Origin of the sequence: Pseudoalteromonas sp. P1-11 (assembly GCF_001399995.1) — a bacterium.
Taxonomy (GTDB): Bacteria; Pseudomonadota; Gammaproteobacteria; order Enterobacterales; family Alteromonadaceae; genus Pseudoalteromonas; species Pseudoalteromonas atlantica.
In genome coordinates this window covers 536,344-556,129 of record NZ_LJSP01000001.1, presented here as the reverse complement: position 1 = coordinate 556,129, position 19,786 = coordinate 536,344, and the positions used below count along the sequence as shown (strand labels likewise).

Here is a 19,786-nt window from a genome sequence, read left to right as displayed (position 1 = left end):
TTACCTCCGTTGAAATAACGCCATTGTTTCTATGTGTCCTGTATGTGGAAACATATTCATTAGCCCAATTTTAGTAACTTCAAAGCCTGCTTGCGAAATAATTGCACTGTCACGGGCTAAAGTAACAGGATCGCAAGAGACGTATAAAATGGTTTTAAACTGCTTTAAAGGTAGTTGCTCTAAAACAGCCATAGCACCTGTACGAGAAGGGTCTAATACTAATACGTCTAGCGCCTTATTAAACCATTGTGCTGTTTCAATTTTTTGCGTTAAATCAAAACAATGAAAGTGCGCATTAGTGATAGAGTTAGTTTGCGCATTTTGCGTCGCCATTGCAACCGCCGATGCAACCCCTTCTACTCCAATAACCGATTTAGCATGCTGGGCTAGCACTAATGAAAAGTTACCAATACCACAAAATAAATCCAATACTTGCTCGTTTCCTTGCAAGTTAAGCCAATTTACCGACTGAGCTAACATAGCTTGGTTAACTTCATCATTTACTTGAATAAAATTACCAAGGCCAAATTCGAATTTTAAATTAAACTTTTCTAAAAAATAATACGGCGTAGGCAAATGAGCCTGCTCTATAACATCACTGTTGTCTTGCCAGGTAATTAACCATTGCTGTGCGTTTGCTGCTTCTTGTATGTAGCTTTTGGCTTCATCTGGTATCGCTTTAGTATGGCGAATAACAATAAAGTTCCCAGCTTCGTTTTGGCACAACTGCAAATGACTTATACTGTGTAGCGCTTTGTATTGATTAATAAGCGTTTCAAAAATACTAAATACGTTAGTAAATGCCTTACTAAGCACATCACATTGCTCAATACTAATCACATTTTTAGAGCTAGGCGCACGATACCCAACTCGCATTTTTTTAGCGGCTTTATCATACATTACGGCAATACGCGCACTGCGTCTGTAATGAGTGGGCTTACTTAAAAGAGGCGCTTGCCAATTTAAGTCGCTTAATTTGGCAAATTTTTGAAACAGTTGCGTCACTGCATTTTGCTTTTCAACCACTTGCTGATTTATTTCTAGGTGCTGCAACTGGCAACCACCACAGTGATTATAATGCTGACAAAAAGGCTGCGTGCGTGCATCGCTTGGATTAATAACCTTAACCAGCTTTGCACTACTGTATTTGGCTTTATCTTCAATTAGGCTTGCCGTTACTTTTTCATTCATTAAAGCGCCGCTTACAAAGCACACTTTGTTATTGTGTTTGGCAACGCCTCGCCCTTGATGATCCATGGCCGTAATATTAAGTGTGAGTGTTTGCTGTTTAAGTGGTTTTTTCTTTGCTTTAAAAATTTGCGCCATGCGGCATTACCTTAAATTTTGTATTACGTATAAGCAAATCAGATGCTTTGAGAATAGCCGATGAACCGTATATACTCGATCCATACTAATAATGATAATAACGCTTCCATTATGACCAAATTAGGCTTACGTGATTCTGTTTTAACCTTAACCTTGATCCCCACAGTGATCATTGGTTTGTTACTTGGCGGCTATTTTACAATAAATCGTTACATTGAGCTTGATGAAATTTTATATCAGCAAGGCAGCTCAATATCTGAACCCTTAGCAATTGCTTTAGAGCAGCCTTTACTTGAAAAAAATAAAAAGCTGCTCAACCGTCTGATTAGTTACACACACAATAAGCACTCCCCAACCATTAAATCGATTGCTATTTTTGATACCAGCAATCAGCTTATTATGACCAGCAACTATCATCGCTCGTTTGATGAACTAACTCAAAAAGAACAAATTGAAAATCTTCACACAACAAAAATTAATAAATCAGAAGAGTTAATCACGTTCTACACCCCTATTTTTAATCATTCTGCGCCGGTATCAAAATGGGATATTAATGATTTTCAAACCCCGCTTGGCACCGTTATTTTACAACTTAATAAAGACCAAGCGATTATAGGCCAGCAGCGAGCGGTTTTAATTAGCGGCATTGTTATTTTATTTTCAATAATATTGGCATCTATTTTAGCGCTTAAGCTTAGCCGTATGTTTATGAACCCGCTTAATAAGTTAGTACTTGCCACCGACAAACTAGTTGAAGGTAAAAGAGACACGGGTTTAAACGACACCATGATGGGCGAATTTGAACTTTTGCGTGAAGGGCTTAATACCATTGCCCACACTATGGTTATGCAAAAAGACGAAATGCAGAAAAATATTGATCAAGCCACGAGTGATTACCGCGAAACCCTAGAGCAATACGAAACCTCAAATATTCAGCTAACTATGGCCAAAAAAGAGGCGCAAGATGCTAACCGCGTTAAGTCCGACTTTTTAGCTAAAATGAGTCACGAGTTACGCACCCCACTTAATGGGGTTATTGGCTTTACGCGCCAATTGTATAAAACACCTTTAAATAAACATCAAAAAGACTACCTCGATACCATAGAGCTTTCTGCCAATAGTTTATTGACAATTATTAGCGACATTTTAGATTTTTCTAAACTTGAAGCAGGCGCAATGGAGCTTGAATCAATCCAGTTTCAACTGCGCGATAGCGTAAACGAGGTTATGACATTATTAGCTCCCTCGGCGCATGAAAAACAACTTGAGCTATCTATTTATATCAACCCACAAGTGCCTGATGATTTAACCGGTGACCCCACTCGCCTTAAACAAGTACTCATTAACTTGTTAAGTAATGCCATTAAGTTTACTGAAAAAGGCTCTATAAAAGTTGATATAAGCTACCGCTTATTAGATGAAGACCGCGCCTCTATTTTAGTATCAGTAACCGATACCGGTGTGGGTATTCCAATGGATAAGCAAGATGCGTTATTTACTGCATTTGGCCAAGCAGATTCATCCATCACCCGTAAATTTGGCGGCACTGGTTTAGGTCTCATTATTACCAAACACATTGTAGAGGCTATGAATGGCCGAATAACGCTAAATTCAGCCCCGGGAAGCGGCACCTGTTTTACCTTTAATGGTGTGTTTAGGTTGCCTGATCATACCTTTAGTAACGACTTACCTTCTAAATCACTTATTGGTAAACGCATATTATACCTAGAGCCACACGAGCATACGCACCACTCTGTGCTTTCTGTATTAAACGAGTGGGAAGCGGTTGTAACCGCCTGTTTTAATGAAGCAGCGTTTTTAGACGCCATCAAACATAAAATGTTTAAGTACGATATTTGTATTATTGGTGATATGGCATCGGTAGATGATATGCAGCGACTTAAGAGCTATGTGAATATGGTTCGCGAGTCGTGCGATTATTTATACCTTATGCTCAATACTGTTTCGCATAATATGCGCGAAGCGTTTATTGGCAGCGGCGCCGATGCGTGCTTAAGTAAGCCGCTTAATCATCGTAAATTATGTGAAGTACTGGCTGCGCCTTATCGCCTTGATCATCCAACCTTAAATATTGAGCCAAGCGAACAAACATTATTGCCATTAAAAGTACTGGTGGTAGATGACAATGATGCAAACTTAAAACTTATTTGCACCTTGTTAAAAGAGCAAGTTGAATTTATAGACACCGCTTATAATGGCTCGCAAGCCTACAGCTTAAGTAAAAGCCATAAGTACGATGTTATATTTATGGACATACAAATGCCGATTATGGATGGCATTACCGCGTGTAAACTTATTAAGGAGTCTTCTTTAAACGAAGACACACCTATTATTGCGGTAACCGCGCATGCTCTGCACAGTGAAAAAGAGCAGCTATTAAAAGATGGCTTTAAAGGCTATTTAACTAAGCCTATTGATGAGGACATGCTGAGCCAAATTATTTGCGATCATAGTCCGCAATCGCCCGTAAGCCGCGACAAAATTAAAAGTGTAACGTCACAAAGCCCTGCTCCATTTGAAAGTAACTGCTTAGATTGGTCGCTTGCGCTACAACGTGCAGGGGGTAAAGGTGAGCTGGCGCTGGAAATGCTCAATATGCTATTACAAAGTGTGCCAGAGACACTCTCGCAGCTCAACGAGGCTATTGAGCAAAACGATTGCCAAACGGTATTAAGTGTTATCCACAAATTCCATGGCGCGTGCTGTTATACCGGTGTGCCTAAGCTTAAATCACTGGCAGAAACCATAGAAACCTCACTTAAAAGTGATTGCGTGCTAGATAACGTTGAGCCTGAACTATTTGAGCTTCAGGATGAGCTGGAAAACCTCATGGCAGATGCAAGTGCTACCGAGCATCAACGCTAAAAAACACGTAATAAAAAAGCGCAGACAATGCGCTTTTAACAGGTTTTAATACCATTTTACTTAATTAAGTATTTCTATGAAATGGTGCCACCATGGGGTTAAATTTATAACCTTGCCTCAATCATGAGGCGTTTCATGTCGCGTACTGCTTTTTCAAGGCCATCAATAGCTGCGCGCGCAATAATAGCGTGGCCAATGTTAAGCTCATAAATTTCAGGCATTGCAGCAATTGGTTTTACGTTATGATAATGAAGACCATGCCCTGCATTTACAATTAAGCCTAAGCTCGCCGCGTATTTTACACCCTCTCGTATGTGCTCAAGCTCTTTGTGTAAATCTTCATCATTAGTGGCATCTGCATACGCGCCGGTATGAATTTCTACATACGGTGCACCACACGCTTTAGCTGCATCTAACTGTGCTTTATCGGCATCAATAAATAATGATACTTTAATACCCGCATCAGTTAGTGTTTTAGTGGCCGCTTTAATTTTATCTACGTTACCAGCCACATCTAGGCCGCCTTCGGTCGTAAGCTCTTCACGTTTTTCAGGTACTAAACATACGTACTCAGGCTGTACTTCAAGTGCAATGTTAATCATTTCATCTGTAACCGCTGTTTCAAGATTCATACGCGTTTGAATCGTTTTAGCCATTACGTATACATCGCGGTCTTGAATATGGCGGCGGTCTTCACGCAAATGAATAGTAATACCATCTGCACCGGCCTGCTCTGCCACACTGGCCGCATGTGCTGGGTCTGGGTATGATGTACCACGCGCTTGGCGAAGCGTTGCAATATGATCAACGTTTACGCCTAAAAGAATGTCTTTCATTTTGTTACCTGTAAAATATGTTTATTGAGAGGCCATAAATAATTCACGGCTTTTTAATGGTTTATTACCCAGTAAAGGTTTTAGTAAATAACGGCTTAATTGTTTTGCCATATAGAGTACATCGCTTTGGCTAAAATCATGATTAGCAATCGCTTTGAGCTGCGCGCCGCTAAACCCTGAGCGCGTATCTTGTTGCATCAAAAAACCCAACTCAGGAAAGTAACTATACGTTTGTCTTTCATCAATTGGCTCACCACTGGCATCAAAGCTAAAGTCGACGCCATAGCCCAACAACTCTAATAGTTGAAATTCGTATGAGCGCAGCACCGATTGTAAATCGACATCGCTATTTAAGTTCTCTAGGTGAGTTTTGTAGAGCTCAAACACTTGTTCAAGTGGCTCGTTTACCGGCACAATGCGGTTAGTCAGCTCATTTAAATAAAAGCCACAGTAAAGCTTATCCTTTGTTAAATATAAAGGATTACCATGTAGCTCAAATTTATTAATGTATTTTAAATCGTACTTGCCACTGTAATGAACAAGCAGTGCCTGAAAAGGCTGTAATTGTGCTTTGTGTTTAGTGGCCTGGCGACCACTCACTCTGGCTAGCATTCTAAGCTGGCCTACGCCTTCTACCAGCATATCGAGCATTACTTGGGAGTCGCTATAAGGACGCCGATGTAATAGGTACGCTGTGTAGAAGTCGCTATCCATATTAGTTGGTTAAATGCAGGTTAATCTTCGCCATAGCCTAAACTTCTTAAGGCACGTTCATCATCTGCCCAACCCGATTTAACTTTAACCCAAAGCTCTAAAAACACTTTGTTATCGAGCATTTCTTCAAGGTCTTTACGGGCTTCACGGCCAATCACTTTAAGCTTTTCGCCTTTGTTACCTATTACCATGCGTTTTTGGGTTTCACGCTCAACAAGAATTAACCCGTTGATATGCCAAACACCGTTTTCTTGCCATTTAAACTGCTCAATTTCTACAGTAACAGAATACGGCAGCTCTTCGCCCATAAAGCGCATTAGCTTTTCACGAATAACTTCTGCCGCCATAAAACGCATTGAGCGGTCGGTTACATAGTCATCAGGAAAGTAAAATTCGCACGGTGGTAAGCGTTTAGTCACTTCGGCTTTAATTAAATCAACGTTTTTACCTTGCGTTGCCGATACCGGCATAATGCCCACAAAATCAAATTTGTCGCCAAGCATCTTCATATGCGGTAATACTAAATCGCGGTCTTTTACTTGGTCTATTTTATTAATAACAAGTAAAACGGGCTTACCACTTTGCGATACTTTATTAAGTACCATTTCGTCATCGGCATTCCAGTGAGTGCCCTCAACAACAAAAATAATAAGCTCTACATCACCAATTGAACTCGATGCAGCACGGTTCATTAAGCGGTTAATAGCGCGCTTTTCTTCAACGTGTAAGCCCGGCGTATCAATATAAACAGCTTGGTGTTGCCCTTCTGTATGAATACCCATAATACGGTGGCGAGTTGTTTGTGGCTTGCGCGAGGTAATACTTACTTTTTGCTCAATGATTTCATTAAGCAATGTTGATTTACCTACATTAGGGCGGCCAACAATGGCAACCATGCCACAAAACGTATCAATATCACCTTCATGAGGCTGTATTAAGGTATCAAGATTCATTTTTTAGTATCTTCAATGCTTTTTCAGCAGCTTTTTGTTCGGCTTTACGGCGCGAGCTACCAACAGAAATAATGCTATCCATACCTTCAACTATACATTCAACCGTGAACGTTTGATTGTGCGCTTGACCTTTGGTATCAACAACGGTGTAGCCCGGTAAAGATAACTTACGCGCTTGTAGATACTCTTGCAGCAAGGTCTTAGGATCTTTTTGATTAAGCCCTGGTGAAATAGCATCAAGTCGAGATTCGTACCACGCTAAAATCAGCTCGCCACAGCGGTCTATGTTTGAGTCTAAAAACACAGCCCCTATAATGGCTTCTACAGCATCAGCTAATGTTGATTCACGACGAAAACCACCGCTTTTTAATTCACCCGGCCCAAGGCGCAAGTAGTCACCTAAACCAAACTCTAGCCCAAATTCAGCAAGTGTTTGGCCACGCACAAGCGTAGAGCGCATACGGCTTAAATCGCCTTCACGCGCTTTTGGAAATTTGTCGTACAAAGCATTGGCAATAACAAAGCTCAAAATTGAATCGCCTAAAAACTCTAAGCGTTCGTTGTGTTGACCTTTATGACTGCGGTGCGTCATTGCCTGCTCAAGTAAACCTTGATCAGCAAATTCGTAGCCAATTCGTTTATATAATTCTGTTACATTTTTTTTCATTGTTACTGAATATTACCTAGGCGTTCAAAACGAACACCAGTTGGAACCCATCCTGGTAAAACATCATCTGGGCCATTCTCAAATTCAAAACTCATCCATATAAAGACAGCTTTACCCACCAAGTTTTCTTTTGGTACAAAGCCCCAAAAGCGACTATCTTGGCTGTTGTCGCGGTTATCACCCATCATAAAATAATGATCAGCTGGTACAGTCCATTCATCCGAAGGAGTCCCTGGTTGCTGATAGTAACGCCCTTTACGTTCAGGAGCGCGTGGGTTGATTAAAATGTCGTGCTTGAGTGTCGTTAAATCTTCATTTACTCGGGCAAGCGACATTTGGCCTTGTTTAAACTCATTATCGTTAATTAATTTAAAATCAATTTTATTAAACTCATTACAAAGTAGGTCACCCTGCTGGGTCTCGCCTTCTTTACAATTAGGTTGAATATATAAACGCTTATCACGATAAACAATTTTATCGCCTGGTAAACCAATAGCACGTTTTATATAATCTACTCGCTCATCTAACGGGTATTTAAAAACAACAATATCGCCGCGTTCAGGCTCGCCTACATCTACAAGCTGGCTACGCCATACTGGGTCTTTAATCCCGTACGAGTACTTTTGTACTAAAATAAAGTCGCCCACCAACAGGGTTGGCATCATTGAACCTGACGGTATTTGAAAAGGCTCAAAAATAAACGACCTAAAAATAGTAATAGCTGCAATCATCGGAAAAATCGACTTTGCAGTTTCTGTAATTGCCGGCTCAGGTGCTATTAACGCCGCTGTTTCTTCATCAAGCTGGCCACCGGCAGATGTTTGGGCAAGCGCCAAACGCTCTTGCCTTTTTGGCGCATACATTAGGTGGTCAATTAACCATATTAAACCTGAGCCTAACGTTAATAACACCAATAAAACTGAGAAATAACCAGCCATCTATAATCCTTTGTTTTTATTTACCAACTTTCAAAATAGCTAGAAACGCTTCTTGCGGTACTTCTACGTTACCCAATTGCTTCATTCGTTTTTTACCATCTTTTTGCTTTTGCAGTAGCTTTTTCTTACGACTCACATCACCACCGTAACACTTAGCGATTACATTTTTACGTAATTGCTTAACCGTGGTACGCGCAATAACATGTTGTCCTATTGCAGCTTGAATCGCAATATCAAACATTTGACGCGGAATAAGCTCTTTTAACGCATCAGCAAGTTGGCGGCCACGTGATTGTGCACTGTCGCGGTGAACAATTATAGCGAGCGCATCAACACGTTCACCATTAATAAGTATATCAACACGTACCATGTCTGATGTTTGAAAGTGCTTAAAGTTGTAATCAAGCGATGCAAAACCACGACTGGTTGACTTTAATTTATCAAAAAAGTCCATAACCACTTCAGCCATAGGTAGTTCATAAGTTACAGCGACTTGCTTGCCGTGATAACTCATTTTAGTTTGCATACCACGCTTTTCTACACACAGAGTAATAACGCTACCTAAAAACTCTTGCGGTACAAGTATGTTTGCCTCTACTACTGGTTCGCGGATTTCAACAATATCATTAACCGCTGGTAGGTCAGACGGGTTATCAATTTGACTCGTACCTTCTTTGGTTACTACTTCGTAGATTACAGTAGGTGCCGTGGTAATTAAATCAATATCGTATTCACGCTCTAAACGCTCTTGAATAATTTCCATGTGTAGCATACCTAAAAAGCCACAGCGGAAGCCAAAACCCAGTGCTGTTGAATTTTCAGGTTCAAAAAATAACGACGCATCATTTAAGCTTAGTTTATTAAGCGCATCGCGGAACGATTCATAATCATCAGAGGCAATTGGGAACATACCTGCATATACTTGCGGCTTAATTTTTTGAAAGCCTGGTAAACGCACTGGTGCCGCATTTTTTTGATGCGTAATCGTATCGCCCACTGGGGCGCCGTGTATTTCTTTAATACCGGCAATAACAAACCCTACTTCGCCGGTACGTAAAATACCCGTGTTGGTTTGTTTAGGGGTAAAAATACCCACGTGATCAGCTGTATGTACTTGCTCGTTCGACATTATTTTTATTTTGTCGCCGGCACGTAGTTCACCGTGCTTAATACGCACTAGTGATACAACACCTTGGTATGGGTCAAACCACGAGTCAATAATAAGCGCCTGTAAAGGTTGATCTTTTTCACCTACCGGTGGTGGGATATCCTTTACAATCATTTCAAGTACTTCAGCAATACCGACACCTGTTTTTGCACTGCATTGCACAGCGTCTAGGGCATCAATACCAATAATGTCTTCAATTTCTTCTGCTACACGAAGCGGCTCGGCTTGCGGTAAATCTATTTTATTTAAAACAGGGATTACTTCTAAATCCATCTCAATGGCGGTATAACAGTTTGCCAGCGTTTGTGCTTCAACACCTTGTCCGGCATCAACAACTAAAAGCGCACCTTCACATGCCGCTAAAGAGCGAGAAACTTCATAAGTAAAGTCAACGTGCCCTGGTGTATCGATAAAGTTAAGTTGGTAGGTTTCACCATCGTTAGCTGTGTAGTTAAGCGTTACACTTTGCGCTTTAATGGTAATACCACGCTCACGCTCGATGTCCATTGAATCTAACACTTGCTTTTGCATTTCGCGGTCTGTTAAGCCACCACAAACCTGGATCAAACGATCTGAAAGGGTCGATTTACCATGGTCAATATGGGCGATGATCGAAAAATTACGGATATGCTTCATAAACTGGATTCTAAACTTCTATTTTAATAGGCTAAGTACGAACACCTGAGTGACTTGAAAATACTTATTGGGTATAAGTGCTATATAAGTGGCTAAATGCGCTTTAGATAATCAAATTTTGATTGCCTTTTTACCCTGTATTTCCAAGTTACTCTGGTATAAAACAGCAATTTTACATTTAATTGGTCTTAATCACCATCTATTTGCGTTAAAGGAAGGCTAATTGGATGAATTTTTATCACTTTTACATCATGCCTGAGTGTTTTCACTTTGCTTTTAGCTAAAAAGTAACCGCCTACACCGCCCAAAGCGGCGAATAATATTTGCCATCCCTGCGCTAAAAGTAGTAATTCGGCACTAATAAATGCAAGCGTTAATCCTAAAAATAAAGGCAGCATGTATACAGCAAAAGCATGTTTGACTAAATGCGAATCATCTAATGAAAGCGTTACTTTTTGGCCCACTTCTACAGGAGTATCAAATTGATATGGAAAGGTTTTTTTATCGCTACCAAAGAGTTTGGCAAAGACTTGCGAGCCACAGCGGCCATTACACCCTTCGCAGGCTTTTTTTTGCTGGGCTTCTAAGTGGGCAGTGGTGCCATCTAGGGCAACCACTGTAAGTGTTTGTTCAATCATAACAACCCTTACGAATTGTTTATAATGCGCGAGTCACTGACTCAGCAATTGCCTTTGCGGTTTGGCTTGGCACATTACCAACAACGGATACATCAAAGTTTCCGCCATTATGCACATAAATTGTCGTTGCGCCAGAAGTTAATGATCCGCTTAAGCGGCGACCTGGTAAGGGGCGCTGTACAAAAACTGAAATTTCAACAAACCCATCAGAATATAAATAATAGTCAGTAAGTTCGTTATTTAAATCAAGTTTATGGCGGTCTGATTTTAGTAATTTAAAGCCATTAGGTAACCAACCAATGCGCCAGTTTGTGGCATTACTTTTTTCACCTTCCAGTGCGTTACCTGGTAACGGCGTTGGAAAATTACGGTTGAGCACTTCTAAAATCATCGGTGCTGGTTGCTCTGTTACGCTAATATGGGTTAACTGTAGCTGCTCTAATGCTTCACCTTGGTGGTTAACATAAGCGGCTTTTAATAACAGCGATGACTCTGTATCAAGCCATATCCAATAGTTATATTTGTATTCATCTTTTGATTCTATTCTCACCAGTTGCGCCGCTCGCCCTGCAATACGGCCTTTACCACCTAGCACAAAATCATATTGGCTGCTTAGCGCTTCAATATCTTTAAATAATACTTCAGGTATTGGCCCAGCAATGGAGTCTGTATTTATAGAATATGGCTGCGATTGCGGTTCAAAGTAGGTTACTTGGTCGTTAATTCTCACCATTTCTAAGCCCGCGCCATTAAGTAAACTTAAATGCTCAAGCTCTGTTTCACCTTGCTTTGCATGCACCCAACGGTAAGGTTCCATGGCTTTACCCTTTACCACCACAAAAGAGGCGTCAAAATTACGGGTATGCACTGCATTCGCCATGTTTAGTAATAAATCTTTGGCGGGATTTGTGTCGTTAGCAAAAACATTAAAACTTAATACTAACGACAGAACAAAAGTGATTACTTTCATTTAATTAGTTTTTTTCCTCTTGCGCTTTGTCACTATTTTGCGCTGTTTGCAAAGAGTGTGCAACACGTGCTTGACGTTGATGCTCTAAAACTAACGCGCCAATGCGTTGTTGCTGTAATTCGCGTAAACCTTGCTCAGCGTTTTCAAGAGCAGGTTCTGATGAATAACTCACCGGCGACGCCATACCTGTTAATGGGGTAGTTTGTAAAAGCGGAATTTCGCTTTCTTGCTCGCCCGCACCTTGCGGCAAGGTATTTACGCCAACAATGGCAAACATAGCTACGCTTGCAGCAATAGCAAGTTGTGCAACCGGCTTGCGCCAATTAAACGCCACTACTTTGTTATCTTGCTGCGCTTCACTGTGCTCGGTATCAGGCGCTTTGTTTGCTGTCGATTGGGTGAAATCGGCATACACAGGCTCACTTTCAAGTGCTAAGGCGATGTTATCGCTTATATCGATGTGTATGTCGTTGTTATTTTTTTGAGCACGCATCGCATCACCAATTAGCGCATATCGACCAAACGTAGCAACATCCTGATCAGAAATTTTACCCTCTGCAAGGTGTTGTTCGCCGTCAAGTAATGCTGATAACGTTTCGCTATCCAACTTGTTAACGTGTGCTTTTGTCATACTAAGACTCGCCTATTAATGGGTTTAATTTATTATCTATTGCTTCTCGGGCTCTAAAAATACGCGAACGTACTGTCCCAACAGGGCAATCCATTACCACGGCTATTTCTTCATAGCTCATCCCTTCGATTTCTCTTAGGGTAATCGCGGTTTTAAGGTCTTCAGGCAAACTATCAATCGTATTAAAAATAACAGCGCGTACTTCGTCGCTTAACAGTAAGTTTTCAGGCGATGCGTTTGAACGCATCGAATCCGCACCGTCATAAAACTCGGCATCTTCAGCGTCTATATCGTTTGCTGGCGGTTTACGGCCCTGAGCTACTAAATAATTTTTAGCACAATTAACGGCAATACGGTATAACCACGTATAAAAGGCACTATCACCTCTAAAGTTTGGAAGTGCACGGTAGGCCTTAATAAATGCCTCTTGTGCTACATCTGCAATATCGCCTTGGTTAGACACATAACGTGAAATTAACCCTGCAATTTTGTTCTGATACTTCTTTACTAATAGGTTGAAGGCGTTTTTATCTCCTTGCTGGACCCTTTTTACAAGCGCTAAATCTAATTCCTGCTCGCTCATTCGAGCCGGTACTCCTCTGTTTGATTCTTGCTGGTTATTCATAGTGTCGCCATTGTTCACAAATACTCTGACCTCTTTATGAATAAAAAGTTCTGCTTAATATTATTTTTTTATAAAATAGTCGTAAATAACGGCGCTAAGCCATTAAAATCACTACGTAGTAATATGACAAATATGATACAACTACATTATTAAAAACAAATATTGCTCTAATTTGAGCATTGTAACCGCAAAGTACCTCTGACATGAACCAAAATAAACATCATATTGCTGATGTCGCTATTATCGGTAGCGGCGCGGCGGGCTTATCTCTTGCATTGTCTTTAGCTAACTACTGTAATGTTACTGTGATCAGTAAAGGTGCCCTCACCGAAGGCTCTACACTGTATGCACAAGGCGGGATTGCCGCAGTATTTGATAAAAAAAACGACAGCATAGAATCACATGTTGAAGATACCCTTGATGCCGGCGGTGGTTTATGTGACCGAGAAGCTGTGCATTATACTGCAAGTAATGCGCATCAGTGTTTACAATGGCTCATTGAGCAAGGCGTTCCTTTTGATATGGAGTTTGATAGCAAAGGAAAAGAGCGCTTTCATTTAACCCGCGAAGGCGGACACAGCCATCGCCGTATTTTACATGCAGCTGATGCCACTGGTAAGGCCGTACAAACCACGTTAATTAGCCAAGTTAAAGCGCATAAAAACATTACCTTGCTCGAGCAATACAATGCCATCGACTTGATTAGTGATAAAAGCTTAGGTAAGCCGGGTTCGCATATTCATGGCATGTACGTGTGGAATAAAAAAGCAAAAAAAGTAGAAACTATTTCCGCTAAATTTGTAGCGCTCGCAACAGGGGGGGCAAGCAAGGTGTATTTGTACACTTCAAACCCTGATGTATCTAGCGGTGACGGTATTGCCATGGCGTGGCGTGCAGGCTGTAGGGTAGCCAATATGGAATTTAACCAATTTCACCCCACTAGCCTTTATCATCCTGAGCTACAAAACTTCTTAATTACCGAAGCTATGCGCGGTGAAGGAGCGTATTTAAAGCGCCCCGACGGCACTCGCTTTATGAAAGACTTTGATGATAGAGAAGAGCTGGCACCGCGCGACATAGTAGCCCGTGCTATCGATTTTGAAATGAAGCGTTTAGGTGCAAATTGTGTATACCTAGATATTAGCCACAAAGATAAAGACTTTATTATTGAGCACTTCCCTACTATTTACGCAAAGTGTTTAAGTGTAGGGCTTGATATAACCAAAGAAGCCATCCCGGTTGTTCCTGCCGCGCATTATACGTGTGGCGGTGTAATGAGCGACTTTAACGGTAAAACCGATTTAGATAACTTATACGCTGTAGGCGAAGTCGCCTACACAGGTTTGCACGGCGCTAACCGTATGGCGAGCAATTCATTATTAGAGTGCATTGTATTTGCTCACGCTGCCGCAAAAGATATTTTAAGTAAACTTGAGCATGCGCCAGCACCACTTGCGCTGCCAAGTTGGGATGAAAGCCGAGTCAGTAATTCTGATGAAGAAATTGTTATTACCCATAACTGGCACGAACTGCGGTTATTTATGTGGGATTATGTAGGCATTGTGCGCTCAACTAAACGCCTAGAACGAGCACTGCACCGTGTTGAGTTATTACAACAAGAAATACATGATTATTACGCAAACTTTAGAGTAAGTAATAACTTATTGGAGCTTCGTAATTTAGTACAAGTAGCCGAGCTAATAATTAGAAGTGCAATGCAGCGTAAAGAAAGCCGTGGCCTTCACTATACAATTGACTACCCTGAGCAAAATGAAAACCCAACACCCACTATTTTGATTCCACCTCGCCATTAATGGCAATCAATGCTGCGCGCTTTAAACGTGCGTAGCTTTGCTTATTTACGCCATTAGCTGAAATAATAAGCCATTGGCGTTTATTAAAACCTTTAATGTGTAACCACACACTGGTATTTAATATTTTTGTTTTAGGGGTTATTTGCCCCTGAACTTTTAAACTTTCGTTTTCGAAGCGTATTTGCTTAGGCTCTAAAATAATAACGCCACTTTCAGGGTGAATAGCCACTACTTTTTGCCATATCCAGCAAAGCGCAATTGCATTTACAGTTATACAAACAACAATGCTAAAAAAAGAGCTTAAATAAAGCCCTAATATTACACTTAATAAGCAGAAAAACAGCACCACAGGCCGCTGTTCTGCTTTATTATTTACTACCGTAAACCTATACACGAACTCGGTCTAAAATTAGCGATACCATGGTATTAAGCTCAGCATCTTTACATTCTTCATGGCCCATAAACCATGCAAATAAATCAGGGTCTTCTTGGGTTAGCAAACGCTGAAATACAGCCTGCTGCTGTGCATTTAACGAATCATACGCCTGCTCTACAAATGGCATAAACAAAACATCTAACTCTAACATGCCGCGGCGACAAGCCCAGCGTATACGTGCTTTACTATGAATTTCAGTCATTTTAAACCTCATACTTAATTGTCCCGAGTTTAACAAATACCCGCCTAATTAGCAGCTATTAATCTGTGTTCAAATAATAAAAAACTGCCCGCCTTCGTTGCTGTACCCTAGGTTATAACTGCGTTATTATGTCTACTCATTTGTATTGCACAGAAGGTTTTTATGTCGAGCGTTTATGCATGTCCGTTATCTCACCAACTTATTAGCCTAACCGGTGCGGATAAATTGTCTTATCTTCACGGACAAATCACTCAAGATCTCAATAAACTATCTAACAGCAATTATTTATGGGCTGGTCACTGCAGTGCCAAAGGCAAGTTGTGGGGTGTGTTTAAATTATTTTCTCACCAAGATAGCTACTACTTAGCAGGTTCACAGCCTGAGGTAGAGAAGTCGCTCAGTGAGCTAAAAAAATACGCTGTGTTTGCCAAAGTCGATATTGATGTTTCTACGAACAGATTAATCGGGTTGATCAGTGACGATTTAACCCCAGTACTAGAAAAACTTGATATTCGTTTTTCTGATGACCAAACGGCCTGTGATTTCCCAAGTGGTAAAGCCCTTAAGTTAGCGCCAAATCGCGTTTTACTAATGGTTGATAGCCAATTTAGTATGCCAGATGATGTGTCTACATTAGATAACTGCGCACTATGGCAAGAAGCCGCAATAAAAGCGGGCGAGCCACAATTAAATAGTGACGCCATTGGCGAATACGTACCACAAATGGTAAACCTTCAAGCGATTAACGGCATTAGTTTTAAAAAAGGCTGTTACACCGGCCAAGAAACGGTTGCCCGTATGAAGTACCTAGGTAAAAACAAACGCGCTATGTATATTGTTACAGGTAAAAGCGATGGCCTACTTGAAGAGCCAGAGCTTGAAACCCAAGTGGGCGAAAACTGGCGCCGCGCTGGTAAATTAATTGCCCAAAGCTATAACGAAAATAGCCAAACCTTATTTGGCCTTGTTGTGCTGCCAAACGATACACCAAGTACACACGTACTTCGTGCAAAGCACACCCCTCAGGTAGAGCTAAGCATTCTGCCTCTACCTTACTCTCTTGAAGATGAATAAATAGGAATGACTATGATCGTTGCACCAAACACAGTAGTAAAAATGCATTATTCAGTACTGGATAACGATGGCAATACCATTGATAACTCTTTTGATGGCGAGCCACTGGTTTTTATTATTGGCACAGGCTACTTAATCCCAGGGCTTGAAAATGCACTCCAAGGCAAGCAAGCCGGTGATACATTAAATGTAAAAGTAGAACCTGAAGAAGGCTACGGCGAACGTCACGATAACCTAATGCAAGCGGTGCCTAAGTCGATGTTTGATGGCATGGAGATTGAAGTGGGTATGCAATTTAGAGCGTCAACTGATGATGGTGATCAATCTGTGATGATTATCGAGATTCAAGATGAAGACGTTATAGTTGATGGCAACCACCCGCTTTCGGGTATTACCCTTAATTTTGATGTAGAAATTTTAGAGGTGCGCGAAGCAACCGAAGAAGAGCTTGCGCACGGCCACGTGCACGGTGAAGGCGGTTGTGGTCACGATCACTAATCATACCGCCGTTTATAAAAAAAGCGCCTAAGGCGCTTTTTTTATAACATATTGTTGTAGGTCGCGGTTTTTATTGGCGCCGGTTCCTCTAAAGGGGTTTCACTGGGTGTTATTTTACCCTCAAGCGCACGTAATAAGCCTTGCTGATCATTTGTTCCCACTCGGTACTTAGTACCGTCTTTTAAGGTTAACTGTAGCGCACTAAACCCGGATACAGAATACACCCACCCATCATGCGTAATACGAATACCAATACCATGGCGGTAAGAGTTTTGCACCGCTTTAGCCTCCACTATGTCCGCAAGTGCTAATCGTTGCCCCGCAACGCCAGGGCCAAAAGCCCAACTAATTGTTTGCTCGTCAACTTTTACAGTTAAACCATGAAACAAAAAGCCGACTAAAACCAATACACCGGCAAATACCATTAATGGCACATCGGCGCCCATTAAGTTCCAGGCTAAGGCTACAAAGCCGCCTATCCATGCTAAAACAAAAAATATAAACACCGCATATTGTTTATGCTGATACATAACGCTCTCTTTATTATTAAAAACTGTACACCAACGTGGCGCTTAATTCTGAGTCGTATTTAAGGTTATCGTCTTCAGGTTTTGAATTATAACGATACATATAGGCAAACTTTAACGATACCGCACCTATAACTTGGCTAATCAAAGCGGTTTCTGACTTCAAACGCGAATTTAACCCCGACAAAGACTGCTCAATACTCACATCTTGATTAAAGCGCGTGCGCTTTGATACCAAACGCTCCCACTGCATTGCAATACGTACTAAATAACCAGTTTTGTTTTCATCTTCTTCGCTTACCTCTGATTCATCATCAGCGACAGAGCGATATAAGCCTGGGCCAATATCAATATCTACTTTATTTTTTACACCTTGGTAAACTCTGGCACCATAGCCTGTAGCCACCGTACTTTTGTAATCTAGGCCGCTAAATTTATCTTCTTCGTAGTCACCGTAAATAAAAAATGAAGAGTTTTTAACGCCCACTTTGTAGTTACCCTGTGCAGAGACAAAAATACGGTCTGCCGTTACATCGGTTTGCCCTGTATCTTCGTTTTGATCTCGTTTATACAAGGTGTCTAATTTAAATTGGTTACGCCAATTTTCGAAGTCTTGGTATAAATTCCCTCTAAACTTAAAGCTGGTAGAGTTAGTATTACCCTTACTTAAAATCAAGCCAAATTCAGTATCGCCATAGAGCATTTCGCCTTTATGTAGCTCGTGAATTTCTTCATCAGAGAGTTGTCCATATTCATGAAAGTCTTCAAATGGATCAACAGCCCAACACCGGCTGCTCATTATTAAAAACACGAATAGTAAATACTTATGCACGGTAAACTCTCTTGCACATACAAACAAAACTGCTTACTCAGCGTGCTCTGTTTCTTTCCACAAAATATGACAAAACGGCGCGTCTTTATCACGGCTAATTAAAATTTTTGCAAATAACACATCTTCGTTTTCAAACTCTAACCCCACTAGCACTTGCACAAATAACTCCGGCTCTATTTCAAGTGCAACAAAGTTTTGCCATTGCTCATCAGGCTCGCCCTCTTCAATAAACCCAAGCTCTTCTCGGTATTCGTTAAAGTCTTCAACATCTTGTTCGCTAAGATTATTTGGCGCCAGCTCTAAAAAAATATCGTACGCTTGATGGGTAACTTCTTCTTCGCTATATAAACGTGGGCCTGACATGGGTAAAACCTCAATGCATTTTAAGTGCGCACATAATATCAAAACTCATCTGTGTTTTGAGAAAAAACAGCTAAAAATAATGACTTTTTTGTTACCAGCTCATGCGCGGTTAAGCTTAAATAAGATTCAAAGTGCTTTGACTAAAAAAGTTAAAAATAATTCAATTTATTTTTTATTATAAAACAAACCGTTACTTTACTTAGTACGGCGTACATCATAAGCTCAAACACATAATAATAGGAGAGCGCAATGATAAAACTAGAAATACAACAAGGCATTGCTAACGTTATTTTAAGCCGCGCAGAAAAACAAAATGCACTTAGCTTTGGTATGTTCTTGCAATTAAACAGTACTATTAAACGTATAAAAAAAGATAAAAGTGTTCGCGCCGTAGTGATAAAAGGTGATGGTGAGCATTTTTGCTCTGGGCTTGATGTGGCTGCAGTGATGGCTTCACCATTAAACATTGTTAGGCTGTTGCTAAAATGGCTACCTGGCAATCAAAACCTAGCGCAAAAAGTGGTACTGGGCTGGCAATCGTTAAGCGTACCTGTGATTGCGCAAATAAACGGAAATTGTTTAGGGGGTGGGCTACAAATAGCATTGGGCGCCGACTATAGAATTGTTGATACCCACGCAAAACTAGCCATTATGGAAGCGCGTTGGGGGCTATGCCCCGATATGGGCGCTAATGTAGTGCTTGCTGGTTTATTAAAGCGCGACCAAGCGCTGTGGCTGGCAAGCCACGCCAACCCTATTAGTGCTCACACGGCCTACAAGCTGGGGTTAGTCACAGAGCTTACAGACAATACCGAACAGGCCACACAGCGCATGTTAAATATATTACGTGAACGCTCCCCCGATACACTGGCAGCGATAAAGCGCGTTACTCAACAAAGCTACACAACAAACCAACGACAAATTTTAGCTAAAGAAACGTTTAGCCAAATTCGCTTGTTACTCAATCCTAATACTAAAAAAGCAATTGCCAAAGCAAAAGGGAAAACAGATATAAGCTATGCAAATTCAAAGCGCTGGTAAGACTAAATTAG

At 41.0% G+C, this 19,786-nt stretch carries 21 protein-coding genes; 5 read left to right on the top strand and 16 right to left on the bottom strand.

What is annotated here, in order from left to right; translation table 11 throughout:
• Positions 1–1,326: a 23S rRNA (uracil(1939)-C(5))-methyltransferase RlmD gene (rlmD, locus tag AN390_RS02520; RefSeq protein WP_055252872.1), complete on the bottom strand. Its 1,326-nt coding sequence runs from the start codon at positions 1,324–1,326 to the stop codon at positions 1–3.
• Positions 1,327–1,437: 111 nt separating this feature from the next.
• Between rlmD and barA the strand changes: the two genes are divergently transcribed.
• Positions 1,438–4,212 (top strand): two-component sensor histidine kinase BarA, encoded by a 2,775-nt coding sequence (gene barA / locus AN390_RS02515; RefSeq protein WP_055252871.1) that lies wholly within the window; start codon positions 1,438–1,440, stop codon positions 4,210–4,212.
• A 104-nt stretch (positions 4,213–4,316) separates the two neighbouring features.
• Here the strand turns inward: barA and pdxJ are convergent, their stop codons facing one another.
• From pdxJ to rpoE, 10 genes are all read right to left on the bottom strand, one after another.
• A complete protein-coding gene (gene pdxJ, locus AN390_RS02510) occupies positions 4,317–5,048 on the bottom strand; it encodes a pyridoxine 5'-phosphate synthase (RefSeq protein ID WP_055252870.1) in 732 nt (243 codons plus the stop codon).
• Positions 5,049–5,069: 21 nt separating this feature from the next.
• Positions 5,070–5,762, bottom strand: a complete 693-nt coding sequence (gene recO, locus AN390_RS02505) for a DNA repair protein RecO (protein WP_024033080.1) — start codon at positions 5,760–5,762, stop codon at positions 5,070–5,072.
• A gap of 20 nt (positions 5,763–5,782) precedes the next feature.
• Positions 5,783–6,715 (bottom strand): GTPase Era, encoded by a 933-nt coding sequence (gene era / locus AN390_RS02500; RefSeq protein ID WP_004586229.1) that lies wholly within the window; start codon positions 6,713–6,715, stop codon positions 5,783–5,785.
• Positions 6,705–7,382 carry a ribonuclease III gene (gene rnc, locus AN390_RS02495; RefSeq protein WP_004586228.1) on the bottom strand — a complete coding sequence of 226 codons (678 nt, stop codon included), beginning with the start codon at positions 7,380–7,382 and terminating at the stop codon, positions 6,705–6,707. The genes era and rnc overlap by 11 nt, the downstream gene beginning before the upstream one ends.
• Positions 7,383–7,384: 2 nt before the next feature.
• Positions 7,385–8,320, bottom strand: coding sequence for a signal peptidase I (gene lepB, locus AN390_RS02490; protein ID WP_004586227.1), 936 nt, complete (start codon positions 8,318–8,320; stop codon positions 7,385–7,387).
• 16 nt (positions 8,321–8,336) lie between these two features.
• Positions 8,337–10,124 (bottom strand): translation elongation factor 4, encoded by a 1,788-nt coding sequence (gene lepA / locus AN390_RS02485; RefSeq protein WP_055252869.1) that lies wholly within the window; start codon positions 10,122–10,124, stop codon positions 8,337–8,339.
• Positions 10,125–10,312: 188 nt separating this feature from the next.
• A complete protein-coding gene (locus AN390_RS02480) occupies positions 10,313–10,762 on the bottom strand; it encodes a SoxR reducing system RseC family protein (protein WP_004586225.1) in 450 nt (149 codons plus the stop codon).
• Positions 10,763–10,781: 19 nt separating this feature from the next.
• Positions 10,782–11,732, bottom strand: a complete 951-nt coding sequence (locus AN390_RS02475) for a MucB/RseB C-terminal domain-containing protein (protein WP_054982697.1) — start codon at positions 11,730–11,732, stop codon at positions 10,782–10,784.
• A 4-nt stretch (positions 11,733–11,736) separates the two neighbouring features.
• Entirely contained in the window at positions 11,737–12,363 is a 627-nt protein-coding gene (locus AN390_RS02470; protein ID WP_024033083.1) for a sigma-E factor negative regulatory protein, read from the bottom strand.
• Between the two features lies 1 nt (position 12,364).
• Entirely contained in the window at positions 12,365–12,946 is a 582-nt protein-coding gene (gene rpoE / locus AN390_RS02465) for an RNA polymerase sigma factor RpoE (protein ID WP_004586222.1), read from the bottom strand.
• A gap of 245 nt (positions 12,947–13,191) precedes the next feature.
• Between rpoE and nadB the strand changes: the two genes are divergently transcribed.
• On the top strand, positions 13,192–14,802 hold the full coding sequence (gene nadB / locus AN390_RS02460) for an L-aspartate oxidase (protein ID WP_024033085.1): 1,611 nt from the start codon (positions 13,192–13,194) through the stop codon (positions 14,800–14,802).
• On the opposite strand, the gene AN390_RS02455 is transcribed toward nadB, so the two are convergent.
• A complete protein-coding gene (locus AN390_RS02455; protein WP_330218708.1) occupies positions 14,777–15,031 on the bottom strand; it encodes a hypothetical protein in 255 nt (84 codons plus the stop codon). The genes nadB and AN390_RS02455 overlap by 26 nt on opposite strands.
• 157 nt (positions 15,032–15,188) lie before the next feature.
• Positions 15,189–15,440, bottom strand: a complete 252-nt coding sequence (locus AN390_RS02450; RefSeq protein ID WP_004586219.1) for a succinate dehydrogenase assembly factor 2 — start codon at positions 15,438–15,440, stop codon at positions 15,189–15,191.
• Between the two features lie 162 nt (positions 15,441–15,602).
• Here AN390_RS02450 and AN390_RS02445 point away from each other — a divergent pair, with 162 nt between their 5' ends.
• Positions 15,603–16,514: a folate-binding protein YgfZ gene (locus AN390_RS02445; RefSeq protein ID WP_004586218.1), complete on the top strand. Its 912-nt coding sequence runs from the start codon at positions 15,603–15,605 to the stop codon at positions 16,512–16,514.
• A gap of 12 nt (positions 16,515–16,526) precedes the next feature.
• Positions 16,527–17,012 carry a peptidylprolyl isomerase gene (locus tag AN390_RS02440; RefSeq protein WP_004586217.1) on the top strand — a complete coding sequence of 162 codons (486 nt, stop codon included), beginning with the start codon at positions 16,527–16,529 and terminating at the stop codon, positions 17,010–17,012.
• Positions 17,013–17,053: 41 nt separating this feature from the next.
• On the opposite strand, the gene AN390_RS02435 is transcribed toward AN390_RS02440, so the two are convergent.
• From AN390_RS02435 to AN390_RS02425, 3 genes are all read right to left on the bottom strand, one after another.
• The gene (locus tag AN390_RS02435; RefSeq protein ID WP_004586216.1) at positions 17,054–17,542 is read right to left on the bottom strand and encodes a hypothetical protein; all 489 of its coding nucleotides are present in this window, start codon (positions 17,540–17,542) and stop codon (positions 17,054–17,056) included.
• A gap of 16 nt (positions 17,543–17,558) precedes the next feature.
• Positions 17,559–18,338, bottom strand: coding sequence for a DUF481 domain-containing protein (locus tag AN390_RS02430; RefSeq protein ID WP_276537847.1), 780 nt, complete (start codon positions 18,336–18,338; stop codon positions 17,559–17,561).
• A 66-nt stretch (positions 18,339–18,404) separates the two neighbouring features.
• The gene (locus AN390_RS02425) at positions 18,405–18,734 is read right to left on the bottom strand and encodes an HI1450 family dsDNA-mimic protein (protein ID WP_029771932.1); all 330 of its coding nucleotides are present in this window, start codon (positions 18,732–18,734) and stop codon (positions 18,405–18,407) included.
• Between the two features lie 249 nt (positions 18,735–18,983).
• On the opposite strand from AN390_RS02425, the gene AN390_RS02415 reads away from it, so the two are divergent.
• A complete protein-coding gene (locus tag AN390_RS02415) occupies positions 18,984–19,775 on the top strand; it encodes a crotonase/enoyl-CoA hydratase family protein (protein WP_055252868.1) in 792 nt (263 codons plus the stop codon).
• Positions 19,776–19,786: the final 11 nt, after the last annotated feature.